At 68.0% G+C, this 25,782-nt stretch carries 24 protein-coding genes and 1 riboswitch; of the genes, 3 read left to right on the top strand and 21 right to left on the bottom strand.

The genetic code is table 11. From position 1 onward, the window contains the following. Positions 1–23: 23 nt before the first annotated feature. Together ACWMMN_RS01140 and ACWMMN_RS01135 are read right to left on the bottom strand one after the other, a co-directional pair. On the bottom strand, positions 24–317 hold the full coding sequence (locus tag ACWMMN_RS01140; RefSeq protein WP_006491875.1) for an H-NS histone family protein: 294 nt from the start codon (positions 315–317) through the stop codon (positions 24–26). Positions 318–673: 356 nt separating this feature from the next. Beyond that, the gene (locus ACWMMN_RS01135) at positions 674–1,333 is read right to left on the bottom strand and encodes a HugZ family pyridoxamine 5'-phosphate oxidase (RefSeq protein WP_486422912.1); all 660 of its coding nucleotides are present in this window, start codon (positions 1,331–1,333) and stop codon (positions 674–676) included. Between the two features lie 243 nt (positions 1,334–1,576). Here ACWMMN_RS01135 and ACWMMN_RS01130 point away from each other — a divergent pair, with 243 nt between their 5' ends. Next, positions 1,577–2,794, top strand: a complete 1,218-nt coding sequence (locus tag ACWMMN_RS01130; protein ID WP_486422911.1) for an MFS transporter — start codon at positions 1,577–1,579, stop codon at positions 2,792–2,794. A gap of 94 nt (positions 2,795–2,888) precedes the next feature. Here the strand turns inward: ACWMMN_RS01130 and ACWMMN_RS01125 are convergent, their stop codons facing one another. Together ACWMMN_RS01125 and ACWMMN_RS01120 are read right to left on the bottom strand one after the other, a co-directional pair. Further along, positions 2,889–4,031, bottom strand: coding sequence for a branched-chain amino acid ABC transporter substrate-binding protein (locus ACWMMN_RS01125; RefSeq protein WP_059232681.1), 1,143 nt, complete (start codon positions 4,029–4,031; stop codon positions 2,889–2,891). A gap of 418 nt (positions 4,032–4,449) precedes the next feature. After that, on the bottom strand, positions 4,450–5,529 hold the full coding sequence (locus ACWMMN_RS01120; protein ID WP_486422910.1) for an NAD(P)H-dependent flavin oxidoreductase: 1,080 nt from the start codon (positions 5,527–5,529) through the stop codon (positions 4,450–4,452). Positions 5,530–5,752: 223 nt separating this feature from the next. Between ACWMMN_RS01120 and ACWMMN_RS01115 the strand changes: the two genes are divergently transcribed. Together ACWMMN_RS01115 and ACWMMN_RS01110 are read left to right on the top strand one after the other, a co-directional pair. Next, complete coding sequence (locus tag ACWMMN_RS01115) at positions 5,753–6,445, top strand: dienelactone hydrolase family protein (RefSeq protein ID WP_059232683.1); 693 nt, start codon at positions 5,753–5,755, stop codon at positions 6,443–6,445. Positions 6,446–6,527: 82 nt separating this feature from the next. Further along, a complete protein-coding gene (locus ACWMMN_RS01110) occupies positions 6,528–8,006 on the top strand; it encodes an amidase (protein ID WP_174994495.1) in 1,479 nt (492 codons plus the stop codon). A gap of 120 nt (positions 8,007–8,126) precedes the next feature. Here ACWMMN_RS01110 and metF read toward each other — a convergent pair whose 3' ends face one another. The 17 genes from metF to ACWMMN_RS01025 all read right to left on the bottom strand — a co-directional run bounded on the left by metF (position 8,127) and on the right by ACWMMN_RS01025 (position 25,780). Then, complete coding sequence (metF, locus tag ACWMMN_RS01105) at positions 8,127–8,957, bottom strand: methylenetetrahydrofolate reductase [NAD(P)H] (protein WP_059232685.1); 831 nt, start codon at positions 8,955–8,957, stop codon at positions 8,127–8,129. A gap of 34 nt (positions 8,958–8,991) precedes the next feature. Further along, positions 8,992–9,345, bottom strand: coding sequence for a phage holin family protein (locus ACWMMN_RS01100; protein WP_006477367.1), 354 nt, complete (start codon positions 9,343–9,345; stop codon positions 8,992–8,994). Between the two features lie 98 nt (positions 9,346–9,443). Beyond that, positions 9,444–10,862, bottom strand: coding sequence for an adenosylhomocysteinase (ahcY, locus tag ACWMMN_RS01095; RefSeq protein ID WP_059232686.1), 1,419 nt, complete (start codon positions 10,860–10,862; stop codon positions 9,444–9,446). A gap of 32 nt (positions 10,863–10,894) precedes the next feature. Further along, a riboswitch (S-adenosyl-L-homocysteine riboswitch) is annotated at positions 10,895–11,008 on the bottom strand. A gap of 98 nt (positions 11,009–11,106) precedes the next feature. Beyond that, a complete protein-coding gene (locus ACWMMN_RS01090) occupies positions 11,107–11,841 on the bottom strand; it encodes an RNA polymerase sigma factor FliA (RefSeq protein ID WP_059232687.1) in 735 nt (244 codons plus the stop codon). A gap of 18 nt (positions 11,842–11,859) precedes the next feature. Then, positions 11,860–12,678, bottom strand: a complete 819-nt coding sequence (locus ACWMMN_RS01085; protein ID WP_059232688.1) for a nucleotide-binding protein — start codon at positions 12,676–12,678, stop codon at positions 11,860–11,862. Further along, entirely contained in the window at positions 12,671–14,431 is a 1,761-nt protein-coding gene (gene flhF / locus ACWMMN_RS01080; protein ID WP_486422909.1) for a flagellar biosynthesis GTPase FlhF, read from the bottom strand. The genes ACWMMN_RS01085 and flhF overlap by 8 nt, the downstream gene beginning before the upstream one ends. After that, positions 14,428–16,527 (bottom strand): flagellar biosynthesis protein FlhA, encoded by a 2,100-nt coding sequence (gene flhA / locus ACWMMN_RS01075; protein ID WP_059232690.1) that lies wholly within the window; start codon positions 16,525–16,527, stop codon positions 14,428–14,430. Before flhA ends, flhF begins: the two co-directional genes overlap by 4 nt. A gap of 199 nt (positions 16,528–16,726) precedes the next feature. Beyond that, positions 16,727–17,926: a flagellar biosynthesis protein FlhB gene (gene flhB / locus ACWMMN_RS01070; protein ID WP_059232691.1), complete on the bottom strand. Its 1,200-nt coding sequence runs from the start codon at positions 17,924–17,926 to the stop codon at positions 16,727–16,729. 310 nt (positions 17,927–18,236) lie between these two features. Continuing rightward, positions 18,237–18,617: a DUF805 domain-containing protein gene (locus tag ACWMMN_RS01065; protein ID WP_059232692.1), complete on the bottom strand. Its 381-nt coding sequence runs from the start codon at positions 18,615–18,617 to the stop codon at positions 18,237–18,239. A gap of 474 nt (positions 18,618–19,091) precedes the next feature. Continuing rightward, positions 19,092–19,589, bottom strand: a complete 498-nt coding sequence (locus ACWMMN_RS01060; RefSeq protein ID WP_486422908.1) for a VOC family protein — start codon at positions 19,587–19,589, stop codon at positions 19,092–19,094. A gap of 165 nt (positions 19,590–19,754) precedes the next feature. Beyond that, positions 19,755–20,972: a DUF3443 family protein gene (locus ACWMMN_RS01055; protein ID WP_486422907.1), complete on the bottom strand. Its 1,218-nt coding sequence runs from the start codon at positions 20,970–20,972 to the stop codon at positions 19,755–19,757. Between the two features lie 16 nt (positions 20,973–20,988). After that, a complete protein-coding gene (locus ACWMMN_RS01050; protein ID WP_059232695.1) occupies positions 20,989–21,492 on the bottom strand; it encodes a DUF2844 domain-containing protein in 504 nt (167 codons plus the stop codon). A 259-nt stretch (positions 21,493–21,751) separates the two neighbouring features. Next, positions 21,752–22,483: a protein phosphatase CheZ gene (gene cheZ, locus ACWMMN_RS01045; RefSeq protein WP_059232696.1), complete on the bottom strand. Its 732-nt coding sequence runs from the start codon at positions 22,481–22,483 to the stop codon at positions 21,752–21,754. Position 22,484: 1 nt separating this feature from the next. Continuing rightward, a complete protein-coding gene (gene cheY / locus ACWMMN_RS01040) occupies positions 22,485–22,880 on the bottom strand; it encodes a chemotaxis response regulator CheY (RefSeq protein ID WP_006485893.1) in 396 nt (131 codons plus the stop codon). Between the two features lie 67 nt (positions 22,881–22,947). Next, entirely contained in the window at positions 22,948–24,039 is a 1,092-nt protein-coding gene (locus ACWMMN_RS01035) for a protein-glutamate methylesterase/protein-glutamine glutaminase (RefSeq protein ID WP_059232697.1), read from the bottom strand. Beyond that, positions 24,036–24,791, bottom strand: coding sequence for a chemoreceptor glutamine deamidase CheD (cheD, locus tag ACWMMN_RS01030; protein WP_059232698.1), 756 nt, complete (start codon positions 24,789–24,791; stop codon positions 24,036–24,038). Before cheD ends, ACWMMN_RS01035 begins: the two co-directional genes overlap by 4 nt. Next, positions 24,788–25,780, bottom strand: a complete 993-nt coding sequence (locus ACWMMN_RS01025) for a CheR family methyltransferase (protein ID WP_059232699.1) — start codon at positions 25,778–25,780, stop codon at positions 24,788–24,790. Before ACWMMN_RS01025 ends, cheD begins: the two co-directional genes overlap by 4 nt. Positions 25,781–25,782: the final 2 nt, after the last annotated feature.

Below are 25,782 nucleotides of genomic sequence, written 5' to 3'. Positions count from 1 at the left end.
GCACAGGCGACTTAAACAAACGTTTAAATCGCAAACTGTTCGCGGTTCTTGCCGGCAATCCAGCGCGGCGGCTTGCCGCGGCCCGACCACGTTGCGCCCGTTTCCGGATCGCGGTACTTCGCGGCCACGCCTGCGCGCGGACGGCCAACCTTACCTGCCTTCGCGCGGCTGAGACCGAGTTCGGCGAGCGAAAAGCCATAGTCGGCAATTTTCTGCTTCACGTCATTCAGCACTTCAGCGTATTCACGCGACTTTGCTTCTTCGATTTGCTTCTCCAGCTTCTCCCGCTGGGCCAGCAGGTCCTTGTAAGAAGACATAGTTTCCCTTTCTATCTGACCAATGGCGCCGGTCTGCAGCCAGCTCACCATTCATGAAATATATGTGCCTCGGATTTTCGAAGGCAGAGATTAGCACAAAAAAGATTTGATAGAAGAGAGATTCATGAAAATCCCGAGACCCATTGTAATTCGCGCATGTCATTTTGACCGGCTGCGGCCTTTTCTCAAATTTTTACGCGCGTACACAGAGATTAGGACATTAGTGATTGCCTATTCGGGCTATCAACATACGCAATTACCCTCTATTCGGGAAAATCGAAGCTTTCATCGGACGACAGCTTTGCAAAAACCACATGACGCGGTTTGCTAAACGGACAAATCACTGACCCGCGACGTCACGTCACATCCCGTGCGCATGCAATCAGCCGGTCGCGCAGCGCCCCGGTATCGGCCGACGGCGCGTCGAATGGCGTGCGCACGCGGCGGCCGTCGCAACGCCAGTCGGCACCGTGGCGATCGACACCGAGCAAATCGAGCCCGTCGCGACGTGCCGCGCCCCCGTCGTAGGCCTCCCACAGCGCCTGTTCGTCGTCGAACGCAAGCGACGGCAGTGCATCGAGATGCGTGCCGTCGACCCAGCCCATCCGCCCGAAACCGCCGATATAGCGCAGCCGTTCGACATCGAGCGCCCAGAACGCGAAATCGCCGAGGGCGAGATAGCGCGCGGCGTCCGGTTCGTAGCGCAGATAGCGCGCCGCGACGTGCGGATCGTCTCCCAGCGGCACGAACCGGCCGAGCAGCGTTGCGCGTTCGGCGTTCAGGACGTCGCCATCGGGCGCATCGACGACGAGGAAGCCCGCGCGCGGATCGGCGGCAAGGTTGCGGGTGTGCTCGGCCAGGCCGCTCACGAGGATGACGGGCCGATGGCTTGCATCGGGTGCAAACGGAACGACCGTCGGATACGGGAAACCCTGCGGATCGCGCGCATGGGTGGCGAGCGTGCCGAGCGCGCAGCGGTGCACCAGATGCAGGGCAAGGGCGGGATCGATGTTCAAGAGGACTCCTGCGGTCGAAGGGCGGTACGCCGGGCTTGCCGTGCGCGCTTCGATGTTACCCGCCGGCGCAACGCGCCGCGCATCGGCCGAACGGCCGAACGGTCGGCGTCCGGCGTCCGGCGTCCGGCGTCCGGCGTCCGGCGTCCGGCGTCCGGCGTCCGGCAGGATCGTAAGCGGTTCGATAGAATCGGACGATTCCGGCGGGCGCCGCGCGCGTCCGTGCATTTTTTGACGAGCCTTCCCGTGTCCGAATCCTCCTCTCCCGAATCGTCGTCCCCGTTCGCCGCGCCGCCCGACGCGCACCGCGTGCTGCCGCTGCCGGCCCGCCAGCGGGCGCGCACCGCGTCGATGGCGCTGTTCTTCGTCGCCGGCATGATGTACGCGTCATGGGGCGTGCATGTACCGACCGTGCGCGACAAGTTCGCGCTGAGCCCCGGCCTGCTGTCGATCGCGCTGTTCGCGGTCGCCGGCGGCTCGATCGCCGCGATGCTGACCATCGCGCGCTGGATCGCCCGCGTCGGCTCGCGCACCGCGTGCCTCGCCGGCGGGCTCGTGATGTCCGCGTGCGCGGCGCTGATCCTCGTCGTGCCCGATTACTGGATGCTGCTCGCGGTGCTCGCGCTGTTCGGCTTTTCGATGGCGACGCTCGACGTCGCGATGAACGCCGAGGCCAGCGCGGTCGAGATCGCGCTCGGCAAGCCGATCATGTCGTCGCTGCACGGGATGTTCAGCATCGGCGGGATGTCGGGCGCAGCGGCCGGCGGCGCGCTGCTGTCGGCCGGCATGGCGCCGGCCGCGCATCTCGCGCTCGCGGCGGCGGTGAGCGCCGCGGTGCTCGTGGCCGCAGGCCCGGCCGTGCTGCCGCATGTGCCGCACCACGAACAGGCGCACGGCGGCGGCAACCGCTGGCGCTCGCCCGCACTGTGGATGCTCGGCGGCATCGCGCTGATTGCACTGATCGCCGAAGGCGCGATGTACGACTGGGCGACGGTCTACATGCGCGACGTCGTTGCGGCGAGCCCTGCGCTCGCGAGCGTCGCGTATGCGGCGTTCTCGGGCGGGATGGCCATCGCCCGCTTCGCGGGCGACGCCGTGCGTGCGCGCTTCGGCGCGCCGCAGCTCGTGTTCGCGAGCGCGTCGCTCGCATGCGCGGGGATGATCGGCGCGCTGCTGCTGCCGAATCCGGTCGCGGTGCTGACCGGCTTCACGCTGATGGGCCTCGGCCTGGCCAACATGATGCCCGTGCTGTTCGCGGCCGCCGCGCGCGTGAAGGGCATCCACGCGGCCGAAGGGCTCGCGCACGTGGCCGGGCTCGCGTATTTCGGACTGCTGTTCGGTCCGGTCGTGATCGGTGCGGTCGCGCAGGCCGCGAACCTGACGATCGGCCTGTCGGTCGTCGCGCTGTGCGCGGCGCTCGTTGCGGCCATCGCGCCGAAGGTGCTCGCGCACCTGAAGATCTGACCACCCGGCCCACGCCGGCCCGAACGGCCAAAAAGAAAGCGCGCATGCGTTGCCGCATGCGCGCTTTCACCCCTTCTGTTGACCGCTTGTTGCGTTACATCTTCACTTCGTCGAGCAGCGACTTCTTGCCGCCCTTGTAGTTGTACAGCGAGATCACGCCGTGCTGCAGGTCGCCCTTCGAGTCGAAGGTCGTCGTGCCGATCACGCCCGTGTAGTTCGTCGCCGGCATGGCCGCGAGGATCTTCGCCGGGTCCGTCGAGTTCGCGCGCTTCATCGCATCGGCGATGATGTACACGGCGTCATACGTGAACGGTGCGTAGATCTGGATCGGCTGGCCGAAACGCTTCTCGTACTTCGCCTTGAACGCGCCGCCGCCCGGCATCTTCTCGAGCGACGCACCGGCTTCCGAGCACACGACGTTGTCGGTCGCATCGCCAGCCAGGTCGGCCAGCTTTTCCGTGCACACGCCGTCGCCTGCGAAGATCTTCGCGCGCAGGCCGAGCTGCTTCGCCTGTTTCGCGAACGGGCCGCCGGTGGCGTCCATGCCGCCGTACATGATCGCGTCCGGATTCTCGCCCTTGATCTTGGTCAGAATCGCGCGGAAGTCGACCGCCTTGTCGTTCGTCGCGTCATGCGACATCACCTTCAGGCCGAGCGCCTTCGCCTTCTTCTCGAACTCGTTCGCGAGACCCTGGCCGTAGGCGGTCGAATCGTCGACCACCGCCACGCTCTTGATGCCCTTCGAGTGCGCGTAGTTCGCCAGTGCCGGGCCCTGCTGCGCATCGGTCGCGACCACGCGGTACGTGGTCTTGAAGCCTTGCTGCGTGTACGCCGGGTTGGTCGCCGACGGCGAGATCTGTACGATGCCCGCATCGCTGTAGATCTTCGAGGCCGGGATCGACGTGCCCGAGTTCAGGTGGCCGACCACCGCGACGACCTTGTCGTCGACGAGCTTCTGCGCAACCTGCGTGGCCTGCCGCGGGTCGGCGGCGTCATCCTGCGGGTCGAGTTGCAGCGTGATCTTCTGGCCGCCGACCGTGAGACCCTTCGCGTTGATCTCCTCGACTGCGAGACGTGCGCCGTTTTCGTTGTCCTTGCCCAGGTGTGCAATACCGCCCGTCAAGGGCGCGACGTGGCCGATCTTGACGACTTGATCGGCGGCCGCGTTGCTTGCAGCTGCAACGCACAGCATCGCCGCGGCGGTGATCGGCAACAGCTTTTGCATCTTGATATTCATGTAAGTCTCCAGTTTCGGTCCCAATAAACGCCATCGCCCGGTGCCCCGCTGCCATCCCTGTGTTTGCAATCACTGGACGATTCGCCGGTTGCATCGTTCATGCACTTGGCCTCAAGCACGTGAAAACAGCCGCTTTTAGCAGCCACCCGTCCGTACTTGCGCGCAAGTGTAGGTGATCAAATTAATTTGTGGGACTTTTTTGGGGTAGTGGTAACACTACTGATATGCGCACTTTGGAGCAACCACTCGAATATCGCCGCAAGCCCCGCCGGATAAGGGTTTCCGCTAATTCAGGGCGACCCGCCGAAAGGTCGTTTTAAAAGATTCCCGGGGCATTTCGATTCGGTATTTTGTGCCCGGGATCATTGAATGAAACGCGCGTGACAACACGCGCGTTTCGTCGTCCGATATGAACGATTCAAGCGGCCGTTGCGCGCCATTCGGCATCGAGCGCGGCGACGAGTTGCGACGTCGTCAGCGCATCGCCGCGCCGCCGCGCGAGCGGCGCGCCCTGCCCGGCCCACAGCGACAGGTAGTCGCCGTCGTTCGCACGCGCGGCGGCCTGGCGCAGCGGCTGGGTCAGCGCGTTCTGCACCGGGTACGGTGCGACGACGGCCACGTGTTCGCCGAGCCGCGCCATCAGCGTGTTGCGCAGCCCGCGCGCATGGCGGCCGGTGATCGCACGCGTGACCTGCGTCGACGTATCGGTGCTCGCGAGCAGGCGCGCCTTCCAGTCTGCCGCGATCGCGCTTTCCGCACAGGTGAGAAACGCGGTGCCGAGCTGGGCGCCCTGCGCGCCGAGCGCGAGCGCGGCCGCGATCCCGCGGCCGTCCATGATGCCGCCCGCGGCGAGCACGGGCAGGCCGGTCGCATCGACGAGCTGCGGCACGAGCGCGAGCGTGCCGATCAGCGCATCGTCGGCGGAACCGATGAACGTGCCGCGATGGCCGCCCGCCTCGGCACCCTGCGCGGACAGCGCGTCGGCGCCGGCCGCCTGCCACGCGAGCCCTTCGGCCACGTGCGTCGCGGTGCCGATCACATAGGTGCCGGCCGCCTTCAGCCGCGCGACGTCGGCCGCGTCGAGCACGCCGAACGTGAAGCTCGCGACCGGCACGCGCAATGCGACGAGTGCATCGAGCTGCGCGCGAAAATCGGGCGCGTAGCGGGCAGGCGCCGTACCCGGCGGCAAGCCGAGCGCCGCGTTCAGCGGGTCGATCGCCGCCAATGCGCGCGCGACGGTCGCCGCATCGGGCGCGGCGTCCGGCAGCACGAACAGGTTGACCGCGAACGGGCGATCGGTCGCCGCGCGAATGGCGTCGACTTCGGTGGCGAGGCGCTCGGGCGCGAAGGCGGCGGCGCCGAGGCTGCCGAGCGCGCCGGCGTTCGATGCGGCGGCGACCATCGCGGTCGTGGTCGCGCCGACCATCGGCGCCTGCACGAGCGGCAGGCGCAGGCCGAAGCGTTCGGAAAAGGGGGTGGAAAACTGACGGGCAGACATGGCGAATCCTTCGATGACGATGCGCGAAAGCGCTTTGTAAAGGCCGGCACATCGACTCTATCGAAGCGGCGCAGCGCCGAAAAATGAATAATCGAGATCGAAACGATCGCTGCGCGAGAAGCGGGCGCGCGCCCTGCATCACCCGACGATTGGTGGCACACTAGGCCGCCCTCTTTCACCCCGGGGTGCGCATCGCGCATCCCGTTCGCCAGGAGTTCAGAACGTGACTGCCCAATGGATCGACATCCCGACCGGTAACGACAGCTTCGGCGGCTATCTCGCGCTGCCCAAGCGCGGCACGGGCCCAGCCGTCATCATCATCCAGGAGATCTTCGGCGTGAACTCGCACATCCGTGCGGTCGCCGACCAGTACGCGTCCGACGGCTTCGTCGCGCTCGCGCCGGACGTGTTCTGGCGCACGCAGCCGCGCGTCGAGCTGACCTACGAAGGCGCGGATCGCGACAAGGGCATCGAACTGATGAAGAAGACCGACGTGGGTCTCGCGGTTGCCGACATCGGCGCGGCAGCCGACGCGTTGCGTGCACGCCCCGAAGTGGCCGGCAAGGTCGCCGCGATCGGCTACTGCTTCGGCGGCCAGCTCGCGTACCGTGCGGCCGCGACCGGCAAGCTCGACGCGGCGGTGTCCTATTACGGCGGCGGCATCCAGAATGCACTCGACCTCGCCGACAAGGTCACGCAGCCGATCCTGTTCCACTACGCGGAAAACGACCACGGGATCCCGCTCACGGCCGTCGACCAGGTGAAGGCCGCGTTCGCCGGCCACGGCCACGCGTCCTTCCACGTTTATCCGGGCGCCGAGCACGGCTTCAACTGCACGGACCGCGCGTCGTACCACCAGCGCGCAGCGGCGCTCGCACACGGCCGCACGCTGACGTTCCTCGCCGAGCACCTGTAAAAAGCGCCCGGCTGCGGGCCCGGTGCGCCGGGTCCGCGTTATGCTCCCATCATCGCCACGCGTCACAACGGGGGTGACTGCGATGCACTCGGACTATCTCGCGCACGACGCGATCGGCCTCGCGGCGCTCGTGCGCGACCGCCAGGCGAGCCCGCGCGAACTGCTCGACGCCGCGATCGGCCAGGCCGAGGCGGTCAATAGCGCGATCAACGCGATCGTGCTGCAGGACTACGAAGCCGCGCGCCAGCGCGCGACCGCCGCAACGGAATCCGGCGCCGATGCGCCGTTCGCGGGCGTCCCGTATCTCGTCAAGGATCTCGGCGCGGCGGTGGCCGGGCTGCCGCTGTCGATGGGCAGCCGGCACTACCGCTACTTCGTGCCGGCCGACGATTCGCCGGTGATCGCGCGCAGCCGCGCGGCGGGCCTGAACGTGTTCGGCAAGACCAACACGTCGGAAATCGGCCAGATGCCGTACACCGAACCCGAGCTGTTCGGCGCGTGCCGCAACCCGTGGAATCTCGACCACACACCCGGCGGCTCGAGCGGCGGCGCGGCGGCAGCCGTCGCGGCCGGCATCGTGCCGCTCGCGCATGCGTCCGACGGCGGCGGCTCGATCCGCATCCCCGCATCGTGCTGCGGGCTGTTCGGCCTGAAACCGAGCCGCAACCCGGTGCTCGTCGACCTGCCGTCGAACGGCGAGCTCGTCGTCCAGCATGCGGTATCGCGCAGCGTGCGCGACAGCGCGCTGCTGCTCGACGTGACAACCGGCCAGACGCTGCCGCACGGCGCGCCCGGCACGTTCCTCGGCGCACTCGACACGCCGCCCGGCCCGCTGCGGATCGGCCTCGTCGTCGATCCGATGCTCGCGCCGGCACTCGCCGACGACACGCGCGCGGCGCTCGACGATGCGGCCGCACTGCTCGAATCGCTCGGCCATCACGTCGAACCGGCGACGCTGCATGTCGACTACGCGCGCGCGGCCGAAACCTTCCTCACGCTGTGGGCGACGATCGCCGAGGAAATGGTGCTCGGCGCACGCGAACTGACCGGCCGCACGCCGCGACGCGGCGAATTCGAGGCCGCGACCTGGGCAATGGCGGTGGTCGGCCGGCGCCTCGCGCGCACGCGCCTGCCGGACGTACTCGAATGGCAGCGTCAGCTGACCGTGCAGGTTTCCGGCCTCGTGTCGCGCTACGACGCGATCCTGTGCGCGTCGCTCGCGGCGCCGCCGGTGAAGATCGGCGAGCTGCAGCCGACGCCGTTCGAATCCGCGCAGATGAAGCTGCTCGCCGCGTTGCCGGTGAAGCCGCTGCTGAAGGAAATGCTCGCAAGGTCGTCGGAGAAGGCGTTCGCGTGGGCCGGCTGCACCGAGCTGTTCAACCTGACCGGCCAGCCGGCGATGTCGGTGCCGCTCTACTGGAATGCGCGCGGGCTGCCGATCGGCGTGCAGTTCGCTGCGCGTCATGCCGACGAAGCGCTGCTGCTCAGGCTTGCACGGCAGCTCGAACAAGCGCGGCCGTGGTTCGACCGCCGCCCGCCGCTGATGCAGGCGCAGCGCTGACGCGCGCACGCGCCTGCGCCACGCACCACGCACCACGCGTCACGCGTCACGCGTCACGATAAAAAAAGCCCCGCCGGCGAACCCGGCGGGGCTTTTGCGCATGCAACCGCGTGACCGCGCTTACACGACGAGCCGTTCGCAGATCGTCCGCGTGGCGGTCGCTGCGTTCAGCGTATAGAAGTGCAGACCCGGCACGCCCGCATCGATCAGGCGCTGGCACAGGCCCGTGACGACGTCCGCGCCGAACGCGCGGATCGACTCGCGATCGTCGCCGAAGCTTTCGAGCCGGCGCGCGACCCAGCGCGGCACTTCGGCGCCGCACATCTCGGAGAAGCGCATCAGTTGCGAGAAGTTCGTGATCGGCATGATGCCCGGCACGATCGGCACGTCCACGCCCAGCTTGCGCGCATCGTCGACGAAGCGGAAATACGCGTCCGCGTTGAAGAAATACTGCGTGATCGCGGAATTCGCGCCGGCTTTCACCTTGCGCGCGAAATTCTCGAGATCGGCCTTCGGCGAGCGCGATTGCGGGTGGTACTCCGGATAGCCGGCGACTTCGATGTGAAACCAGTCGCCATGCTCGGCGCGGATGAAGCTGACGAGCTCGGACGCATAGCGCAGCTCGCCCACCTCGCCCATCCCCGACGGCAGGTCGCCGCGCAGCGCGACGATGTGCCGGATGCCGTGCGAGCGATACTGGTCGAGGATCGCACGCAGGCTGTCGCGCGACGAGCCGATGCACGACAGGTGCGGCGCGGCCTCGAGGCCGTCCTTTTGCATGTCGAGCACGGTATCGAGCGTGCCCTGCTGCGTCGAACCGCCGGCGCCGAACGTCACGGAGACGAATTTCGGCTTCAGCGGCAGCAGCTGCGCACGGGTCGCGCGCAGCTTTTCGACACCGTCCGCCGTCTTCGGCGGGAAGAATTCAAACGAGAGTTCGATCGGTTTCATGATTCGATGGGGTTGGGCCTGCGCCCGCCCGCCCTCAGCCGATGTCGCGCTGGCCGAAGATCAGGGCGGACAGCAGCCACGACACGATGCTGTACAGGATCGAACCGAAGAACGCGGACCAGAACCCCGACACCTCGAAGCCCTTCAGCAGCGACGACGCGAACCAGAAGCACAACGCGTTCACGACGAGGATGAACACCCCGAGCGTGACGATCGTGACGGGCAGCGTCAGCAGGATCAGCACCGGGCGGATCACCGTGTTGATCAGCCCGAGCACGACCGCGATGATCAGCGCGGTGCCGAAGCTCTTGATGTGGATCGACGGCACGAGGTACGTGATGATCAGCAGCGCGAGCGCGTTGATGACCCAGGTGAGGATGACGCTCATGGAGTGCTCCGGTTCGGTGGTCGATCGGTACGATCAATCGCCGCCGCCGCGCCGCACGCCCCGCAGCGGGGCGTGCACGGCACGGCGGCGGCCGTACATCAGTAGCGGTAGTGGTTCGGCTTGAACGGGCCGTCCTTCTGCACGCCGATGTACGAAGCCTGCTCGTCCGACAGCACGGACAGGTTCGCGCCGATGCGCGCGAGGTGCAGGCGCGCGACCTTTTCATCGAGATGCTTCGGCAGCACGTACACCTTGTTCTCGTACTCGTTGCCGCGCACGAACAGCTCGATCTGCGCGAGCGTCTGGTTCGCGAACGAGTTCGACATCACGAACGACGGGTGGCCGGTCGCGCAGCCGAGGTTCACGAGGCGGCCTTCCGCCAGCAGGATCACGCGCTTGCCGTCCGGGAAAATGATGTGGTCGACCTGCGGCTTGATGTTTTCCCACTGGTACTGGCGAGTCGACGCAACGTCGATTTCCGAATCGAAGTGACCGATGTTGCAGACGATCGCGTTGTGGCGCATCGCCTTCATGTGGTCATGGCCGATCACGTGGAAGTTGCCGGTGGCCGTCACGAAGATGTCGGCCTTGTCGGCTGCGTATTCCATCGTCACGACGCGGTAGCCTTCCATCGCCGCCTGCAGCGCGCAGATCGGATCGATTTCGGTGACCCACACGGTCGCGCCGAGGCCGCGCAGCGACTGCGCGCAGCCCTTGCCCACGTCGCCGTAGCCCGCGACGACCGCTACCTTGCCCGCGATCATCACGTCGGTCGCGCGCTTGATGCCGTCGACCAGCGATTCGCGACAGCCGTACAGGTTGTCGAACTTCGACTTCGTGACCGAATCGTTCACGTTGAACGCCGGGAACGGCAGGCGGCCGTCCTTTTCCATCTGGTACAGGCGGTGCACGCCGGTCGTGGTTTCCTCGGTCACGCCCTTGATGTGCGCGAGGCGCTTCGAGTACCAGGTCGCGTCGATGTCGAGGTGCTTCGCGATCGACTTGTACAGCGCGACTTCTTCCTCGTTGGTCGGCTTCGCGATCACCGAACGGTCCTTCTCGGCCTTCGAGCCGAGGATCAGCAGCAGCGTTGCGTCGCCGCCGTCGTCCAGGATCATGTTCGCGAATTCGCCGTTCGGCCATTCGAAGATGCGGTGCGAGAACTCCCAGTATTCGTCGAGCGATTCGCCCTTGAACGCGAACACCGGCGTGCCGGCTTCGACGATCGCGGCCGCAGCGTGATCCTGCGTCGAGAAGATGTTGCACGACGCCCAGCGGACGTCCGCGCCGAGCGCCTTCAGCGTCTCGATCAGCACGCCCGTCTGGATCGTCATGTGCAGCGAACCGGCAATGCGCGCGCCCTTCAGCGGCTGCTCTGCCTTGTATTCGTCGCGGATCTGCACGAGGCCCGGCATTTCGGTCTCGGCGATGTTGAGTTCCTTGCGGCCCCAGCCGGCCAGCGCCATGTCGGCGACGACGTAATCGTGGGAAGCCTTGGAATCGATAATGGCGTTCATCACGCCCTCCTTTCTAAAAAGTTTCTAGATTGGTGACGTGAGCGCCGTTCAGGAAGCGGGGCCGGCGCGACATCGCCGCACGGCTGCTTGGTGAAGCCTTCCGAGCCTGGCGGACACAGATGTCCGTCGCAACGCTCCTCGGAAAACGGAGGGGATTGTAGCAAATCGGCGCGCGGAATGCGCAAGCACCGCGCAACCCTGGCACGAGCGCGCGGCGTCGGCGCGCGCGGCCGTCAGCAAAGGGTCAGGATTCCGCGCCGACCCACGCCTGTTCGCGCAGCCGCGCACGCAGGCGCGCGACGGCCTGGCTGTGCAGCTGGCACACGCGCGACTCGCTCACTTCGAGCACCGCGCCGATCTCGCGCAGATTCAGACCCCGTTCGTAGTACAGCGACATCAGCAGCTTCTCGCGCTCCGGCAGCCGCTCGATCGCCTCGACGAGGGCCTCGCGCAGGTGCTCGTCGAGCAGCGCCGACAGCGGATCGGCGTGATCGACACGATAACGGTCGAGGAACGGCTCGTCGTCGGCCGCGCGGTCGAAATCCTCGTAGTAGATGAGCTGGCTACCGTGCAGGTCCTGCAGCATCCCCTGGTATTCGTCGAGCGGCATGTTCAGGTGTTCCGCGATCTCGGTCTCGCTCGCCGAGCGGCCGAGATGCTGCTCGACCTGGTGCACCGCGTGCTCGACCTCGCGCGACGTCTTGCGCAGGCTGCGCGGCAGCCAGTCGTTGCTGCGCAGCTCGTCGAGCATCGCGCCGCGGATGCGCTGCGTCGCGTAGGTCTCGAACTGCGCGCCCTGGTCTTCCTTGTAGCGGCCGGCCGCGTCCATCAGGCCGATCATGCCAGCCTGGATCAGGTCGTCGAGATCGACGCTCGCCGGCATCTTCGCGACGAGCTGCAGCCCGAGGCGGCGCACGAGCGGCGCGTATTGCGCGAGCACGTCGGCCTGGGACATCTTTCCTTGAGCGTTGTACATCATGGCTCTCTCCTTAGGCGCTCACGCGGCGTGTGCCGCGCCCGCCTCATACGACGGCTTGCCACCCGCGTGGACGGCGCGACCCGCACCCGAACGCGGGCGCATCGGCCAGTACAGCAGGTCCGCGGCAATCTGCCGGTAGTCGCGCGCGGCGGCCGACGACGGGAACGCATCGACCACCGCATGCGTCAGTTCGCGCGCATGCTCGACGAGCGGATCGGCGCTCACGCAACCCGCGTCGGCGATCGACACGGTCAGGTAGCGGCTCGCGACGCCCGCGAGGTTGTCGAAGGCGGTCTTCGCGTCCGCATGGCTGCCGACGTGATTGGTCAGCACGCGGAACTGCGCGAACGCATGCGCGAAATGCAGCCGCTTCATGCACGCGTACGCCTCGGTGATCGCCTGCGCGGCGACCCGCGTGACGACCAGCACGTCGTGCGCTTCGCGGGCGAGCGCCGAGAACGAACCGTCGGCGCCGAGCTGCGCGTCGACGAGGACGATATCGGCCGGGCCGTCGATGAAATCGCTCAGCTGCGCGTCGCTGTAGCCGGCCCGCGCGAGCCGCGCGGCGGCGCACAGGCCGAAGCCGGCCGCCACCCGCGTGCGTTCGCCGTCGCGCAGCCATGCGCCGGCCAGCGTCGCGCTGGCCGAGTGCACGTCGGCACGTTCGTCGACGACGAGCACGTCCTTGCCGAGCGATGCGAGCGCCGCCGCGAGGTTCACGATGGTGGACGTGCAGCCGACACCCGCCGGCCCGCCCGTCACCGCGACGATGCGCGACGCGCGCCCGGCGAGCAGGCGCCGCAGCCCTTCGGCCTGATCGATGATCCGTTTATCCAAATCGCACCTCGTGCAGCTCGGCAGTGGAACGTGCGGTCAATGCGGACAGCAGCGTCGGCATGTCCTCGTCCTGCGGCACGAAGGGCGAGCCGTCGCGCGGCACACAGAACGCGCTCTTCAGCAGGAATTTGGTCGACGCGACGTACAGGTTCTCCGGCACCTTCTGGCCGGTCGACACGTAGTGGATCGGCAGCTTGTAGCGGATCACCGTATCGAGCACGCCGCCGAGGTGGGTCGCCTCGTCGAGCTTCGTGAGGATGCAGCCGGCGAGGTCCGGGGATGCCGCATGCGGATGCTCGCCCGCGCTGCGGTACGCCTGCACGACTTCGTTGAGCGTGTCGCCGTGGCTCGTCGCGTTCAGCAGCAGCAGGCGCTGCACCGGAGTGTTCGCGCCGTGCAGCATCGCGATCTGGTCGGACACCGCGCGATCGCGCTGGCTCATCCCGATCGTGTCGATCAGCACGATGTGCTTGTTGCGCAGTTCGGACAGCGCGAGCGCGAGATCGCCCGCATCCTTCACCGCGTGGACCGGCACGCCGAGGATCTTGCCGAAGATGCGCAGCTGCTCGTGGCCGCCGATCCGGTAGCTGTCGGTGGTCAGCAGCGCGACCTTGCTCGCGCCGAAGCGCATCACGCAGCGCGCGGCCAGCTTCGCCGTGGTCGTCGTCTTGCCGACGCCCGTCGGCCCCATCAGCGCGAACACGCCGCCGCGCTCCATCAGCGCATCCTCGCTGTCGAGCACCGGCAGGTTCGACGCGAGCACCGACTGCGCCCATTCGGCGGCCTGCTCGAAAGTCTGCGCGCCGTCGCCGGACGGCAGGTTGTCGACCAGCATCCGCACGAGCTGCGCGGAGAAGCCGGCCGCAAACAGGTGCTTCGTCAGCGCGCCATGCACGGCGCTGCGACGCTGGCGGTCGTGCCACCTCAGGCTGTCGAACTGCTCTTCCATCATCCCGCGCAGCGCGCCGAGCTCCTGCATCACCGTGTCGTTGACGATCCGCTCGATGCGCGACTTCACCGCATCGGCCACCGCGGCGGCCGCATCGGCGGACAGGCGCGCGCGTTCGGCCGCCTTGGCAGCGGACGTGGCGCCCGTGTCGGGCGTGCGAGTCGCGGCGGCCGGGATCCGGCGCTCGGCGTCGCGCACGATGTCGCGCGCCCAGTCGGGCGGCGTCGTGCTGGCGGCGGCCTGCGGCGCGGGTGCGGGCTGCGGCGCGGCAGGCGCCTGCGCACGCGCGATCAGCGCGTCGCGCTGCTGCGTCAGGCGCTTCGCGTGCTCGACCAGCCACGGCGCGGGTTCGGAAGCGGCGGCCGGCGCTCCGGCGGCCGGCGCTCCGGCGGCTGGCGCGGCGATCGACGGCGATGCCGCGTCCGCGTCGGGCAGCGAAGGATGCGCGTCCAGCTCTTCCGCGTCAGCGCTCGCGCCGAACACGGACGAGAACACGTCCGGCAGCCCGCCTTCGCCGGCCGCGTACGGATTGATGGCCGGGCGAGCCGGGACGGCGCCCGGGCGCGACACGATGCCCGGCACGGCGGCCGCCGGCACGGATTCCGGCAGGCGCGGCGTGGCGAGGCGCGGGCGGGCGGCGGGGGGCGCCACCGCGGCGAGGTCCGAATCGGCGAGTGCAACGATTTCGACGCTGCCGTCATCGAGCGTGCGGTTCGACAGCACGACCGCGTCGGCGCCGAGTGCCTCGCGCACGAGACGAAGTGCGTCGCGGCTCGTTGCGCCGGTGAATTTGCGAATGTTCAAGCGGAACCCCCGATGACGTTAACGACTTTGATCGTGCGTGTGTCCGGCACTTCGGCATACGACAGCACTTTCAATTGCGGCAGGCTGCGGCGCAGGAAACGCGCGAGCATCGCGCGCAGCGCGTGCTGCACGAGCAGCACGGGCGGCAGCCCAAGATTTTGTTGACGCAGCATCGCTTGCTGCGTGCCGGTCAGAAGGTTGTGCGCGAGGCCGGGTTCGAGGCCCGGGTTCGCGCCGGTGGCGAGCGCCTGCGACAGCACGCGCTCCAGATTCGCGTCGAGGCCCATCACCTGCATTTCGCCGGCGCCCGGATACCACTGCTGCGTGATCGCGCGGCCGAGCGCGAGCCGCACGGCGGCCGTGATCTCGAACGCATCGCCGCGGCCCGCATGCTCGGACACGGCCTCGAGGATCGTGCGCATGTCGCGGATCGGCACGCCTTCCTCGAGCAGGTTCTGCAGCACCTTCTGCAGCGTCGTCAGCGAGATCGTCTTCGGCACGAGGTCCTCGACGAGCGACGGTGCGTCCTTGCCGGTGCGCTCGACGAGCGCCTGCACTTCCTGGCGGCCGAGCAGCTCGGCCGCGTGCTGGACGACGAGATGGTTCAGGTGCGTCGCGACGACCGTGCTCGCGTCGACCACCGTGTAGCCGTACACCTGCGCCTGCTCGCGCAGCGCGACGTCGATCCACACGGCCGGCAGCCCGAACGCGGGATCCTGCGTGACGGCGCCCGGCAGCGCGGCCGTCACCTGGCCCGGGTTGATCGCGAGCCACTGGCCCGGGAACACTTCGCCGACGCCGATCTCGACGCCCTTCAGCGCGATCCGGTATGCGTTCGGCCGCAGTTCGAGGTTGTCGCGGATATGGATCACCGGCGGCAGGAAGCCGATTTCCTGCGCGAATTTCTTGCGGATGCTCTTGATCCGCTTGAGCAGCTCGCCGTCGCTGTTCTTGTCGACGAGCGGGATCAGCCGGTAGCCGACTTCGAGGCCGAGCGGGTCGATCAGCTGCACGTCGTCCCAGGTCGCCTCGTGGCTGTCGGACGGCAGCACGGCGGGCGGTGCGATGTCGCTCACGTCGCCGGCCGCCTTGCGGGCCGCCGCGCGCTTGGTCTGCGTGCGGGCCAGCCAGATCGCGCCGCCGCCGAGCCCGAGGAACGCGAAATGCGGCATCCCGGGGATCAGCCCCATGATCACGATGATCACGCCGGTGATCGCCAGCACGCGCGGGTTCGTGAACAGCTGGCCGGTGATCTGCGTGCCGATGTCCTCGTCGGTCGCGACGCGCGACACGATCACGCCGGCCGCGGTCGAGATCACGAGCGACGGGATCTGTGCGACGAGGCCGTCGCCGATCGTCAGCAGCGTGTAGTTCGTGCCGGCCGCCGCGAAGCTCATGTCGTGCTGGACCATCCCGACGATCAGCCCGCCGATCACGTTGATCGCCATGATGATCAGGCCGGCGATCGCGTCGCCGCGCACGAACTTCGACGCGCCGTCCATCGACCCGTAGAACTCGGCCTCCTGCGACACGGCCTGGCGGCGCTTGCGGGCCTGTTCCTCGTTGATGAGGCCCGCGTTCAGGTCGGCGTCGATCGCCATCTGCTTGCCGGGCATCGCATCGAGCGTGAAGCGCGCGGACACTTCGGCGATCCGCCCCGCGCCCTTCGTGATCACCATGAAGTTGATGATCATCAGGATCACGAACACGACGATGCCGACCGCGAAGTTGCCGCCGACGAGGAAGTGGCCGAACGCCTCGATCACCTGGCCGGCCGCATCGGGGCCCGTGTGGCCCTCGAGCAGCACGACGCGCGTCGACGCGACGTTCAGCGACAGGCGCAGCAGCGTCGAGAACAGCAGCACGCTCGGGAACGCCGCGAAGTCGAGCGGCTTCATCGTGTACATGCTGACGAGCAGCACCATCACCGACAGCGCGATGTTGAACGTGAACAACAGATCCAGCAGCAGCGGCGGCAGCGGCAGGATCATCATCCCCAGGATCATGCAGATGAGGATCGGGCCCGCGAGCGCGCGCAGGTTCGTGCCTGCCAGCAGGTTCGGGCGCTTCGCGAACAGGCCGGTCGGGGTGCTCATGCCACCTCCCTCCGGGCCGACCCAAGGGGCGTAGCGGGGAATTCGCGGAGCATCGCTCCGCGCCCGCGCAGCCGGCCGGCTTTGCAAAGCCGGCCGTGGACGGCAGCCGCCCCCTCGGACAGCCGCGAACGTGTCGATCCGGCGTAGCGCTTCAGCGCGTACTCCGGTCCCATGCCAAGCATGTGAGCGTGGGGGCTAATCACCGGGAGGCTCCTTGCTTGCCGAGCGTGTCTTCGGCTTCTTCGCGTTCGTCTTCGGCGGCCACCGACGTGCCCTTGTCGAGTTCGGCCGGCACGTCGAGATCGACCGGCACCGCCGGGAACGCGCCGCCTTCCGAACGGAAGCGCTTGAGCTGGTAGACCCACGCGAGCACTTCGGCGACGGCCGAGTACAGCGTGCCGGGGATCTCGCGCTCGAGTTCGACGTTGTGATACAGCGCACGCGCGAGCGGCGGCGCTTCGAGCAGCGGCACGTTGTGTTCGGCCGCGAGTTCGCGGATGCGCGCGGCGACGAGGTTCACGCCCTTCGCGACGACCTTCGGCGCGCGCATCTCGCCGTCCGTGTATTGCAGCGCGACGGCGAAGTGCGTCGGGTTCGTGACGACCACGTCGGCCTTCGGCACGGCCGCCATCATCCGGCGGCGCGCGATCGCGCGCTGCTGCTGGCGGATCCGCCCCTTCACGTGCGGATCGCCTTCGTTCTCGCGATGCTCGCGCTTCACTTCTTCCTTCGTCATGCGCAACTTCTTGTTGTACTGCCAGATTTGGTAAGGCACATCGAGCGCGGCGACCACCAGCATCCCGGCGACCGTCGTGCCGCAGCACACGGCGACCAGATGCAGCGCATCGGGCAGCGCGGCGCCGAGCGGCTGCGTCGCGAGGCCGAGCAGTTCGTCCTTGCTGCGCCAGATCGCGATGCCGCCGACCAGACCGACGACCAGCGTCTTCGCGAGCGACATCCCGAGCTGGATCGGCCCCTGGATCGAGAAGATCCGGCCGAGGCCCGAGATCGGGTTCAGGCGGTCGAACTTCAGCTCGAACGTCTTTTGCGAAATCAGCCAGCCGCCAAGCGCCATCGGCGCGAGCAGGGCGGCGACGCCGGTGAGCGCGAGAATCGGCATCAGCGCGGCGAAGCCTTCGAGGCTCGCGCTGCCGGCGGCCGACAGCATCCGGTTCGTGTCGAACGCGGTCGCACGATCGAACGTGAACGCGCCGCGCAGCATCGCCTGCAGATGTGCGCCCGACGGGCCCGCGAGCAGCCATGCGCCGTAGAACCCGGCCGCGAGCAGCGCGAACGAAGCCAGCTCGCGCGAACGCGCGACCTGCCCCTCCTCGCGCGCCTTCTCGCGGCGCCTGGGAGTGGCGGCTTCGGTCTTGTCGAGATCGCTCTCGTCTGCCACGGGGCCTCCAGTCGGGTACGGCGGAATGCCGCTTTCCAGTGACACCGATTATTCATGGAGGCGTCAAACGCCGATCGGTCGAGCAAAGCCGGGAAAGGGGGGTATTTCGGGGAATCGGGCGAGCCGCCGCAAACGCGGCTGGATCGGGGGCGGAACGACGCGCGGCGCGGCGGAAAAACGTGCCGGTCGGCGCAATGGCGAGGTGTCGGTCCCGGGCGGGACGGCGACGGCGGGAGGCGGAGAAACGGTGAAACGACAGGCGGGACGTTCAGGCCCCGGCGCGACGGCCGCGCGCCGGGGCAGGCGTCGGTCAGGCCGCCGGGATCGGATCCGCGCCGAAGCGGTTCGGGCCTTCGGTGCCGCGCGAGCACATCCACACGAGCAGCAGGATGCCGCCGACGATCGGAATCAGCGCAATCAGCAGGAACCAGCCCGAACGGCCCGTATCGTGCAGGCGGCGGACGCTGACCGCGATGCCCGGAATGAGCAGCGCCAGCGAAACCAGGCAGAGGATGCCGAGCAGCAGCAGCGTGATCAGCCCCCCATCACGGCCACCCGCGCCGATGACCTGGGCCACGATCGAAAGAATGACGCTCAGCAGCGTGAAATACCAGTATTCGGCACGACGCGCACGGCCTTCGAATGTCGCGTATTTATTGAGTACGGTACGAACGGCTTCGGAAAAACCCATCTTATTACCCTCCTGTTTTATATTGGCACCCCGGAAACAACGCCGGAATTATATGTTTGAATTTCCCCGGATTCCAATTCTTTTCGCGTGCGGGCCGGCGCGCCAGGCCGTTCGCACGACACGCCGGCGCGACGCGGGAAAGGCTGCTGCAGCATAATGCAGCGCTGCAGGCTTGCATGCCACGTCATTTTAATAATCTTGAAGACCTGACAGAAACCGCGACCTCGATAATCCAGCGTTTGATTACAACCGAATGAAAACCGGCACCGGCGATAATCGCCGCGAGCGCACGGCATTCGATTAACTGGCCGGCAATGCGCCCATGCGCGCGGCGCGCCGCCCTGCGCCATTCCCGATCGCCACCGGATCCCGCGCGGCTCCGTCGTTCGCCCGTTCCGCTGGGCCGAGACGCGCGGCGAACCGCCGGAACGGGTTCGCGCGGCCTGACGCGCGCCGGCCAGCCCCGGCCGGCGCCTAGCCGGCCGCCGCCCGCTGCAGTGCGGCGAGATCGAGCTTCTTCATCGTCATGACCTGCGCCATCACGCGCTCGGCGCGCGCCGCGTCGCCGGTCATCAGTTCGGCCATCTGCGCGGGCACGACCTGCCACGACACGCCGAAACGGTCGCGCAGCCAGCCGCACTGCTGCGCGCGCTCGTCGCCGCCTTCGGACAGGCGCGCCCAGTAGCGGTCGATCTCGTCCTGGTCGCGGCAGTTGACGACGAACGAGACGGCCGGCGTGATCTGGAACACCGGGCCGCCGTTCAGCGCGACGAACGCCTGCCCGTCAAGCTCGAACGCGACGGTCATCACCGCGCCCTCGGCGTTCCCGGAAGCGTGCGCGCCGGCCTTGCCGTAGCGCGCCACGTGCACGATGCGCGCGTTGTCGAACACCGACACGTAGAAACCGGCCGCGACCTCGGCGTCGCTGTCGAACCACAGGAACGGCGTGATGCGTTGTATGCGCGGGCTCATGGCGCTGTCTCCTCGATATCGTGCCGGCACCGGTGCCGGTCTTACATCGTAGGCGCTGCGCCGGCGCATGGCGGCAATCCGCTCGAGGCGCACGCACGGCGGCTGGATAAAAAAAGGGGGCGATCGATCGCCCCCTTTGTTCCTGCCTGCGGCCGCGCCGCGTCGTCAGAACGCGACGAACGGCTGTGCACCGCCGCTCGCGGTCTTGTCCATCCCGAAGTAGATCGTCTTGCCGTAGAAGTGCGGCATGCCGATGTCGAGCCAGCTCGACGAACCGAACGGGCCCGCGATGTTGCTGAACGCGAACGTCGACGGGTTCGAGAACAGCGAATCGGCGTTCGCGACCGGCATCGATACGACGCCCGACACGCCGTTCTGGCCGCTCAGCGTCGCCGAATAGGTCGTCGCGGACGCCGGGCAGTAGAACTCCGTGTTCCGCGAACAGACCGTCTGCGCCGAATCGTTGAAGAAATACGCGTTCGAGCCCGTATCGAAGAACGCGGTCACGTTGCGCCCCTGGAACGTCGCGCTGACGTCACCCGTCGTGGTCGACGTCATCACCGTCTTCCCGCTCAGGTTCGGCAGGCCGAACGTCAGCGTGCCGGTCGCATTCGCCTGCCCATTGGGCGAAATGTCAGGCATCTGCACGCTCACGCCGTCGCTGTTCGCGAAACGATGCACCGGGTTGGCCACCTGCTGCGCCAGCGGCACGAGCGTGACGGCGCAATTCGCGTTGCTGCCGTTCGGGCACGCGTAGTAGTTGTTGCTCGACGACGTCGACGTCGCGCAGGTCGTGCCGCAGTCGTACGGTGCCGGCCCGATGCCGAGGATCCCGTTCGCGCCGAGCGCGCTCGCCGAGTTGGCCGACGCGCCGCCGTTCGTGCACGAGCTCGGCACGTTCGTCGTCCCGAGGTCGCCGATGATCTGCACGGGCAGCGACGTCGCCTGCTCGGTGCCGATCGACAGATCGACCGTGCGCACCGACCCCCACGTGTAGCTCGACACGAACTTGCCGCACTCGGCCACCGGTGCGCCGCCGCTCGTCACCTGCGGCAGGTTGCCGAGCACGCCCGACACCGCGCTGCCGACGAGCCGCAGCCCGTACGACGCGGTATCGACGAGCACGTTGCTGACCACCTGGCAGTTCGACGTGCCCGGCGCGCAGACCTTCACGCTGATGGTCGGGATGTTGATCACGTTCGCAACGCCGGTGCCGACCGTGATGACGGCCGTGTTCCCGCTGTTGCCGTCGGATCCGCTGTTGCCGTTGTTGCCCGAGTTGTTGCCGTTGCCGCTGCCGCCGCAGGCCGTCACGAGCACGGCCGTCGCCGCTGCGAGGCCCAGCACGCCGAGCCAGCGCTTGAATGTACGATGAATGCTCAAGATCGCTCTCCCGCTGTCACTGGATGTCGGTGCCGGCCAGGCCGGCAGGCAGCGCCGCCGGCAGCCATGCCTGGCCCGAGAAGGCGCCCATGTGGCCGCCCGTCCGGATCACGAGGCCGCTCGTGTCGACGGCCACCGGCGCGCGCCAGCCGCGCGCCTTGTGGGCGGCCTGAACGCCGGCGGTGTATTGCGGGAAATAGCTGCCGAGCAGCGACGCGAGGTCCGGCATCGTCGGCCCGCGCCACGCGAGGCCGAACACGCTGCCGGCGGCCGACGTGTATTCGTGGATGACGGTGCCCGATCCGAGCGTGATTTCGCGGACGGTATAGCTGGCGGTGCTCGCCTGCACGCCGTCTGCCGACCGCATCGCGCGCTGCAGCGCGCGCACGGTTGCGCCCTGGTCGTCCGCCGGCGGCGACATCGGTGCGCCACCCAGTTCCGCGTGTGCGTGGACGGCCCACAGCACACCCATTGCAGCCGTCGCATGCGCGACGGTCCAGCCCAAGCGTTTCAGCTTCACGTTCCCCCCCAAGGGACTGGCTTCGTTGCCGGCGGCGCCGCCGTCGGGTCCGCGCCGTCAGCCAACTTATGAATCGTACGAATGACGCTACGTTGCTGCTGACGCGTAGTATGCCTGCTGAGTGTGGCGAAGTGTCAATCCGGCGCAGGATCGCGCCGCGCCGCCGGGACGCGGCGCGCACGGGGAAACCGGACGGGAACGGGAATTGGGCGCATCGGGAACCCCGCGGGACGGGGCGCGCCGATGCACTACGGCAGGGTCAGAAGCCGAGGCTCGCGAGCAGATCGTCGACCTGCCCCTGGTCCTGGACCACGTCGGATTTGCCTTCCGGCGCGATCTGCGGGCCGTTCAACAGCGACTCGGGGCTGCCGGTCGGGCTCATCTGCTCGGCCGCGAGCGCGGCCGCGGTCGCCGCGAACTGTTCGCGCCGCTCGGGCGCGATGTTCTCGACGAGCACGGTGAGGAGCTGCTGCTCGATCAGGTAGACCATGTCCATGATCTTCTTGATCACCTGCCCGGTGAGATCCTGGAAATCCTGCGCGAGCATGATCTCGAGCAACTGCGCGCTGGTCGCCGACGTCGACTCCGGCAGCGCGCGCAGGAACTTGCGCGTATCGTCCATCAGTTCGCGCACTTCCGCGTGCTCGATCGGCGCCGCGTACCACTGCGCCCAGCGCGCGTCGAGCGCCTCGGCCTCGTTCTGGACGCGCTCCTGCATCGGCTTCGCGATCTCGATCGCATTCAGCACGCGCACGGCGGCCTGCTCGGTCATCGTCGCGACGTAGCGCAGCCGGTCGCGCGCATCGGGCACGGCCTCCGCCGCGCGCTCGACATGCTTGTCGAGCCCGAGCTCGCGCATCGAATCGCGCAGCGTGCGCGTAACGTGGCCGATGCGGGCGAGGATGCGGTCGCTCGGGAAATCGGCGCCTTCTGGGTGGCTGTCGGCGCTGAACCCCGCGCCGGCGAGCGCCGCATGGATCGGCTCGTTCACGTCAGCTCCCGGCTTTCGCCATCTTGTCGATGATCTTGTTCAGCTTCTCGTCGAGCGTCGCGGCCGTGAACGGTTTCACGACGTAGCCGCTCGCGCCGGCTTGCGCGGCCGCGATGATGTTCTCCTTCTTCGACTCGGCCGTGACCATCAGCACCGGCAGGTGCGTGAGCGTCGCGTCCGCGCGGATTTCCTTCAGCATCGCGAGGCCGTCGAGGTTCGGCATGTTCCAGTCCGAGATCACGAAGTCGTAGCCGCCGCCGCGCAGCCGCGCGAGGCCGGCCAGGCCGTCCTCGGCCTCGTCGACGTTCGAATAGCCCAGTTCCTTGAGCAGGTTGCGGACGATCCGGCGCATCGTCGGGAAATCGTCCACCACCAGGATTTTCATGCTCTTGTCCATCGTCGTTCCTTTCCAGATTCGTTTCCATCGGGACGCGTATCGTGGCACGCGCCCCGTGACATTCCATTCAAACGCGCTGCACGCGGTCGCCCATCGTCGCCAGGCGCGCCATCACGCGGCGGCTCATGTCGGCGAGCGGCGCGATCTCGTCCGCGCCGCCGAGCGCGATCGCCTCGCGCGGCATCCCGAACACGATGCAGCTTGCTTCGTCCTGCGCGAACGTGTGGGCGCCCGCGCGTTTCATTTCCAGCAGGCCGGCCGCACCGTCGCGGCCCATCCCGGTGAGAATCACGCCGATCGCGTTCTTGCCCGCATGCGTCGCCGCCGAGCGGAACAGCACGTCGACCGACGGGCGGTGCCGGTTCACCGGCGGCTCGTCCGACAGTTGCGCAATATAGTTCGCCCCGCTCCTCGCAAGCAACAGGTGCGCGTGGCCCGGCGCGATATACGCGTGGCCCGGCAGCACGCGCTCGCCGTGCTCGGCTTCCTTCACCGCGATCCGGCACAGGCCGTTCAGCCGCTGCGCGAACGATTTCGTGAAGCCCGGCGGCATGTGCTGCGCGATCAGCACGGCCGGCGCATCCGGCGGCAGCGGCGTCAGCACTTCGCGGATCGCCTCGGTACCGCCCGTCGACGCGCCGATGATGATCAGCTTCTCGGTACTGACGAGCGGGTTGTTGATCATCGGCGCGGCCGCGGGGCTGTCCGCCGCACGCGCGACGGCCTGCGGCTGCGGCGCCTGGCGCACGCGCGCGCGCGACGCCGCGCGGATCTTGTCGGCGAGCTTTTCCGCGTAGTCGAGCATCCCGTCGCGAATCCCGACGCGCGGCTTCGTGACGAAGTCCACCGCGCCGAGTTCGAGCGCGCGCAGCGTGATTTCCGAGCCGCGCTCGGTCAGCGACGACACCATCACGACCGGCATCGGCCGCAGGCGCATCAGCTTCTCGAGGAAGTCGAGGCCGTCCATGCGCGGCATTTCGACGTCGAGCGTGAGCACGTCGGGGTTGTGCTGCTTGATGAGCTCGCGCGCGACGAGCGGATCGGGCGCGGTCGCGCACACCGTCATGTCGGGCTGGCTGTTGATGATCTCGGTCATCAGGCTGCGAATCAACGCCGAATCGTCGACGCACAATACTTTGATCTTCTGCACAGCGGTCATGCCTCCTGCTTTCTTGATAGGTTCGCCGCGCCCGGGCTCCCGGCATACGGGCTCGCCGCCCGCACGCCGCCGGCCGGCGCCGCGCCGCGCGCGCCGAACAGCTCGATGCGCGGTCGCGCCGGCTGGGGCGCCGCCGGCCGCTTCGCCGTGAACAGCTCGACTTGCGGACGCGGCCGTGCCGCGCGGGCGCGATCGGCCTCGCGGGCAAGCGCGGCTTCGCGCTCGGTGACGCCCGGCACCTGCAGCCGCAGCTTCTTCACCATCGCGCGCCCGCTGTTCGGCATGAACGCGACCTTGCGCGGATGCACGCCCTGCAGGTCTTCCGCCGTGATGCGGATGCGTTCCAGCGCGAGGTAGCGGCGCACGAAATCCGCGTTGCGATCGCCGATGTTGATCGTCGTCATCCCGGCCAGCACGGCCGCGCCGCCGAACACCTTGGCCTCGATGCGCTCGCGCCGCCCGCCGGCCTTGATCAGCTCGTTGATCAGCACTTCCATCGCATATGCACCGTAGCGCATCGATTCCGACGCGGCCGCGCCCGGATCGGCGCCGTCGTCGGGCAGCATGAAGTGGTTCATCCCGCCGATGCGCGCATACGGATCGTGCAGGCACGCGGCGACGCACGAGCCGAGCACGGTCATCAGCACCATGTCCTCGCCCGTCGTGTAGAACTCGTTCGGCAGCAACTTCACGCCGGGAAGGCCGAAGTGGTTGTCGAAGTAGCGATTGGTCGCGATCGGCAGTGCGCTCATCCGCGATCTCCATAGGCGGGCGCAGCGCCCGCAGCCCGCGCATGCACGGGCGACGGCATCGCGGCCGCCGCAGGTGCCTGCGCGACACGGGGCCGCATGCCCTGCGCGGCGTCGCGTGTCAGTTCGTACACCGTCTGTCCGCGCAGCCGGAACGCCTGCGTCACATACGTGAAGTTTTCCGAATGGCCGGCGAACAGCAGCCCGCCCGGCTTCACGAGCGGCTCGAAGCGCGACAGCACCTGCCCCTGCGTCGGCTTGTCGAAATAGATCATCACGTTGCGGCAGAAGATCGCGTCGAACGGCTTCGCGATCCCGTAGTCCGCATCGGTCAGGTTCAGTTGCTCGAAACGGATCATCGCGCGCAGCTCGGGGCGCACCTTCACGCGGCCGGCCTGCGGGCCCGTGCCCTTCAGGAAGAAGCGCTTGAGCCGCTCCGGCGACAGGTGCTTGACCTGGTCGTACGTATAGATGCCGGCTTCCGCCTTCGCGAGCACCTGCGTGTCGAGATCGGTCGCGAGGATCGATGCGCCGCGTGCCGCCGAGTCGCCGAGCGCCTCGATCAGCGTGATCGCGATCGAATACGGCTCCTCGCCGGTCGACGCCGCCGAGCACCAGACCGACACCGGCGCCGGCCGCCCTTTCACGAAATCCGACAGGATCGGGAAATGGTGCGACTCGCGGAAGAACGCGGTCAGGTTCGTCGTCAGCGCGTTGGTGAACGCTTCCCACTCCAGCGGATCGTCTTCCTGCTCGAGCAGGTCGAGGTAGTCGCGGAACGTGTCGAGGCCGCGCGCACGCAGCCGCCGTGCGAGACGGCTGTACGCCATGTCGCGCTTGTGCTCGGACAGCGAGATCCCCGCGCGTTGATGGATCAGCGCGCGGATGCGTGCGAAATCCGCGCCCGTGAACGCGAAGTCGCGCCCCGGCTCGCCCGCGCGGGGCGAGGCATCCGGTGCATCGGGTCGAAACGGCGCGCGCGCGTGCGGCATGG

It is taken from the genome of Burkholderia cepacia complex sp. TUM26381 (genome assembly GCF_057439935.1).
Note: the sequence above shows the minus strand (reverse complement) of the source record. Positions and strands in the feature narration are given on the sequence as shown.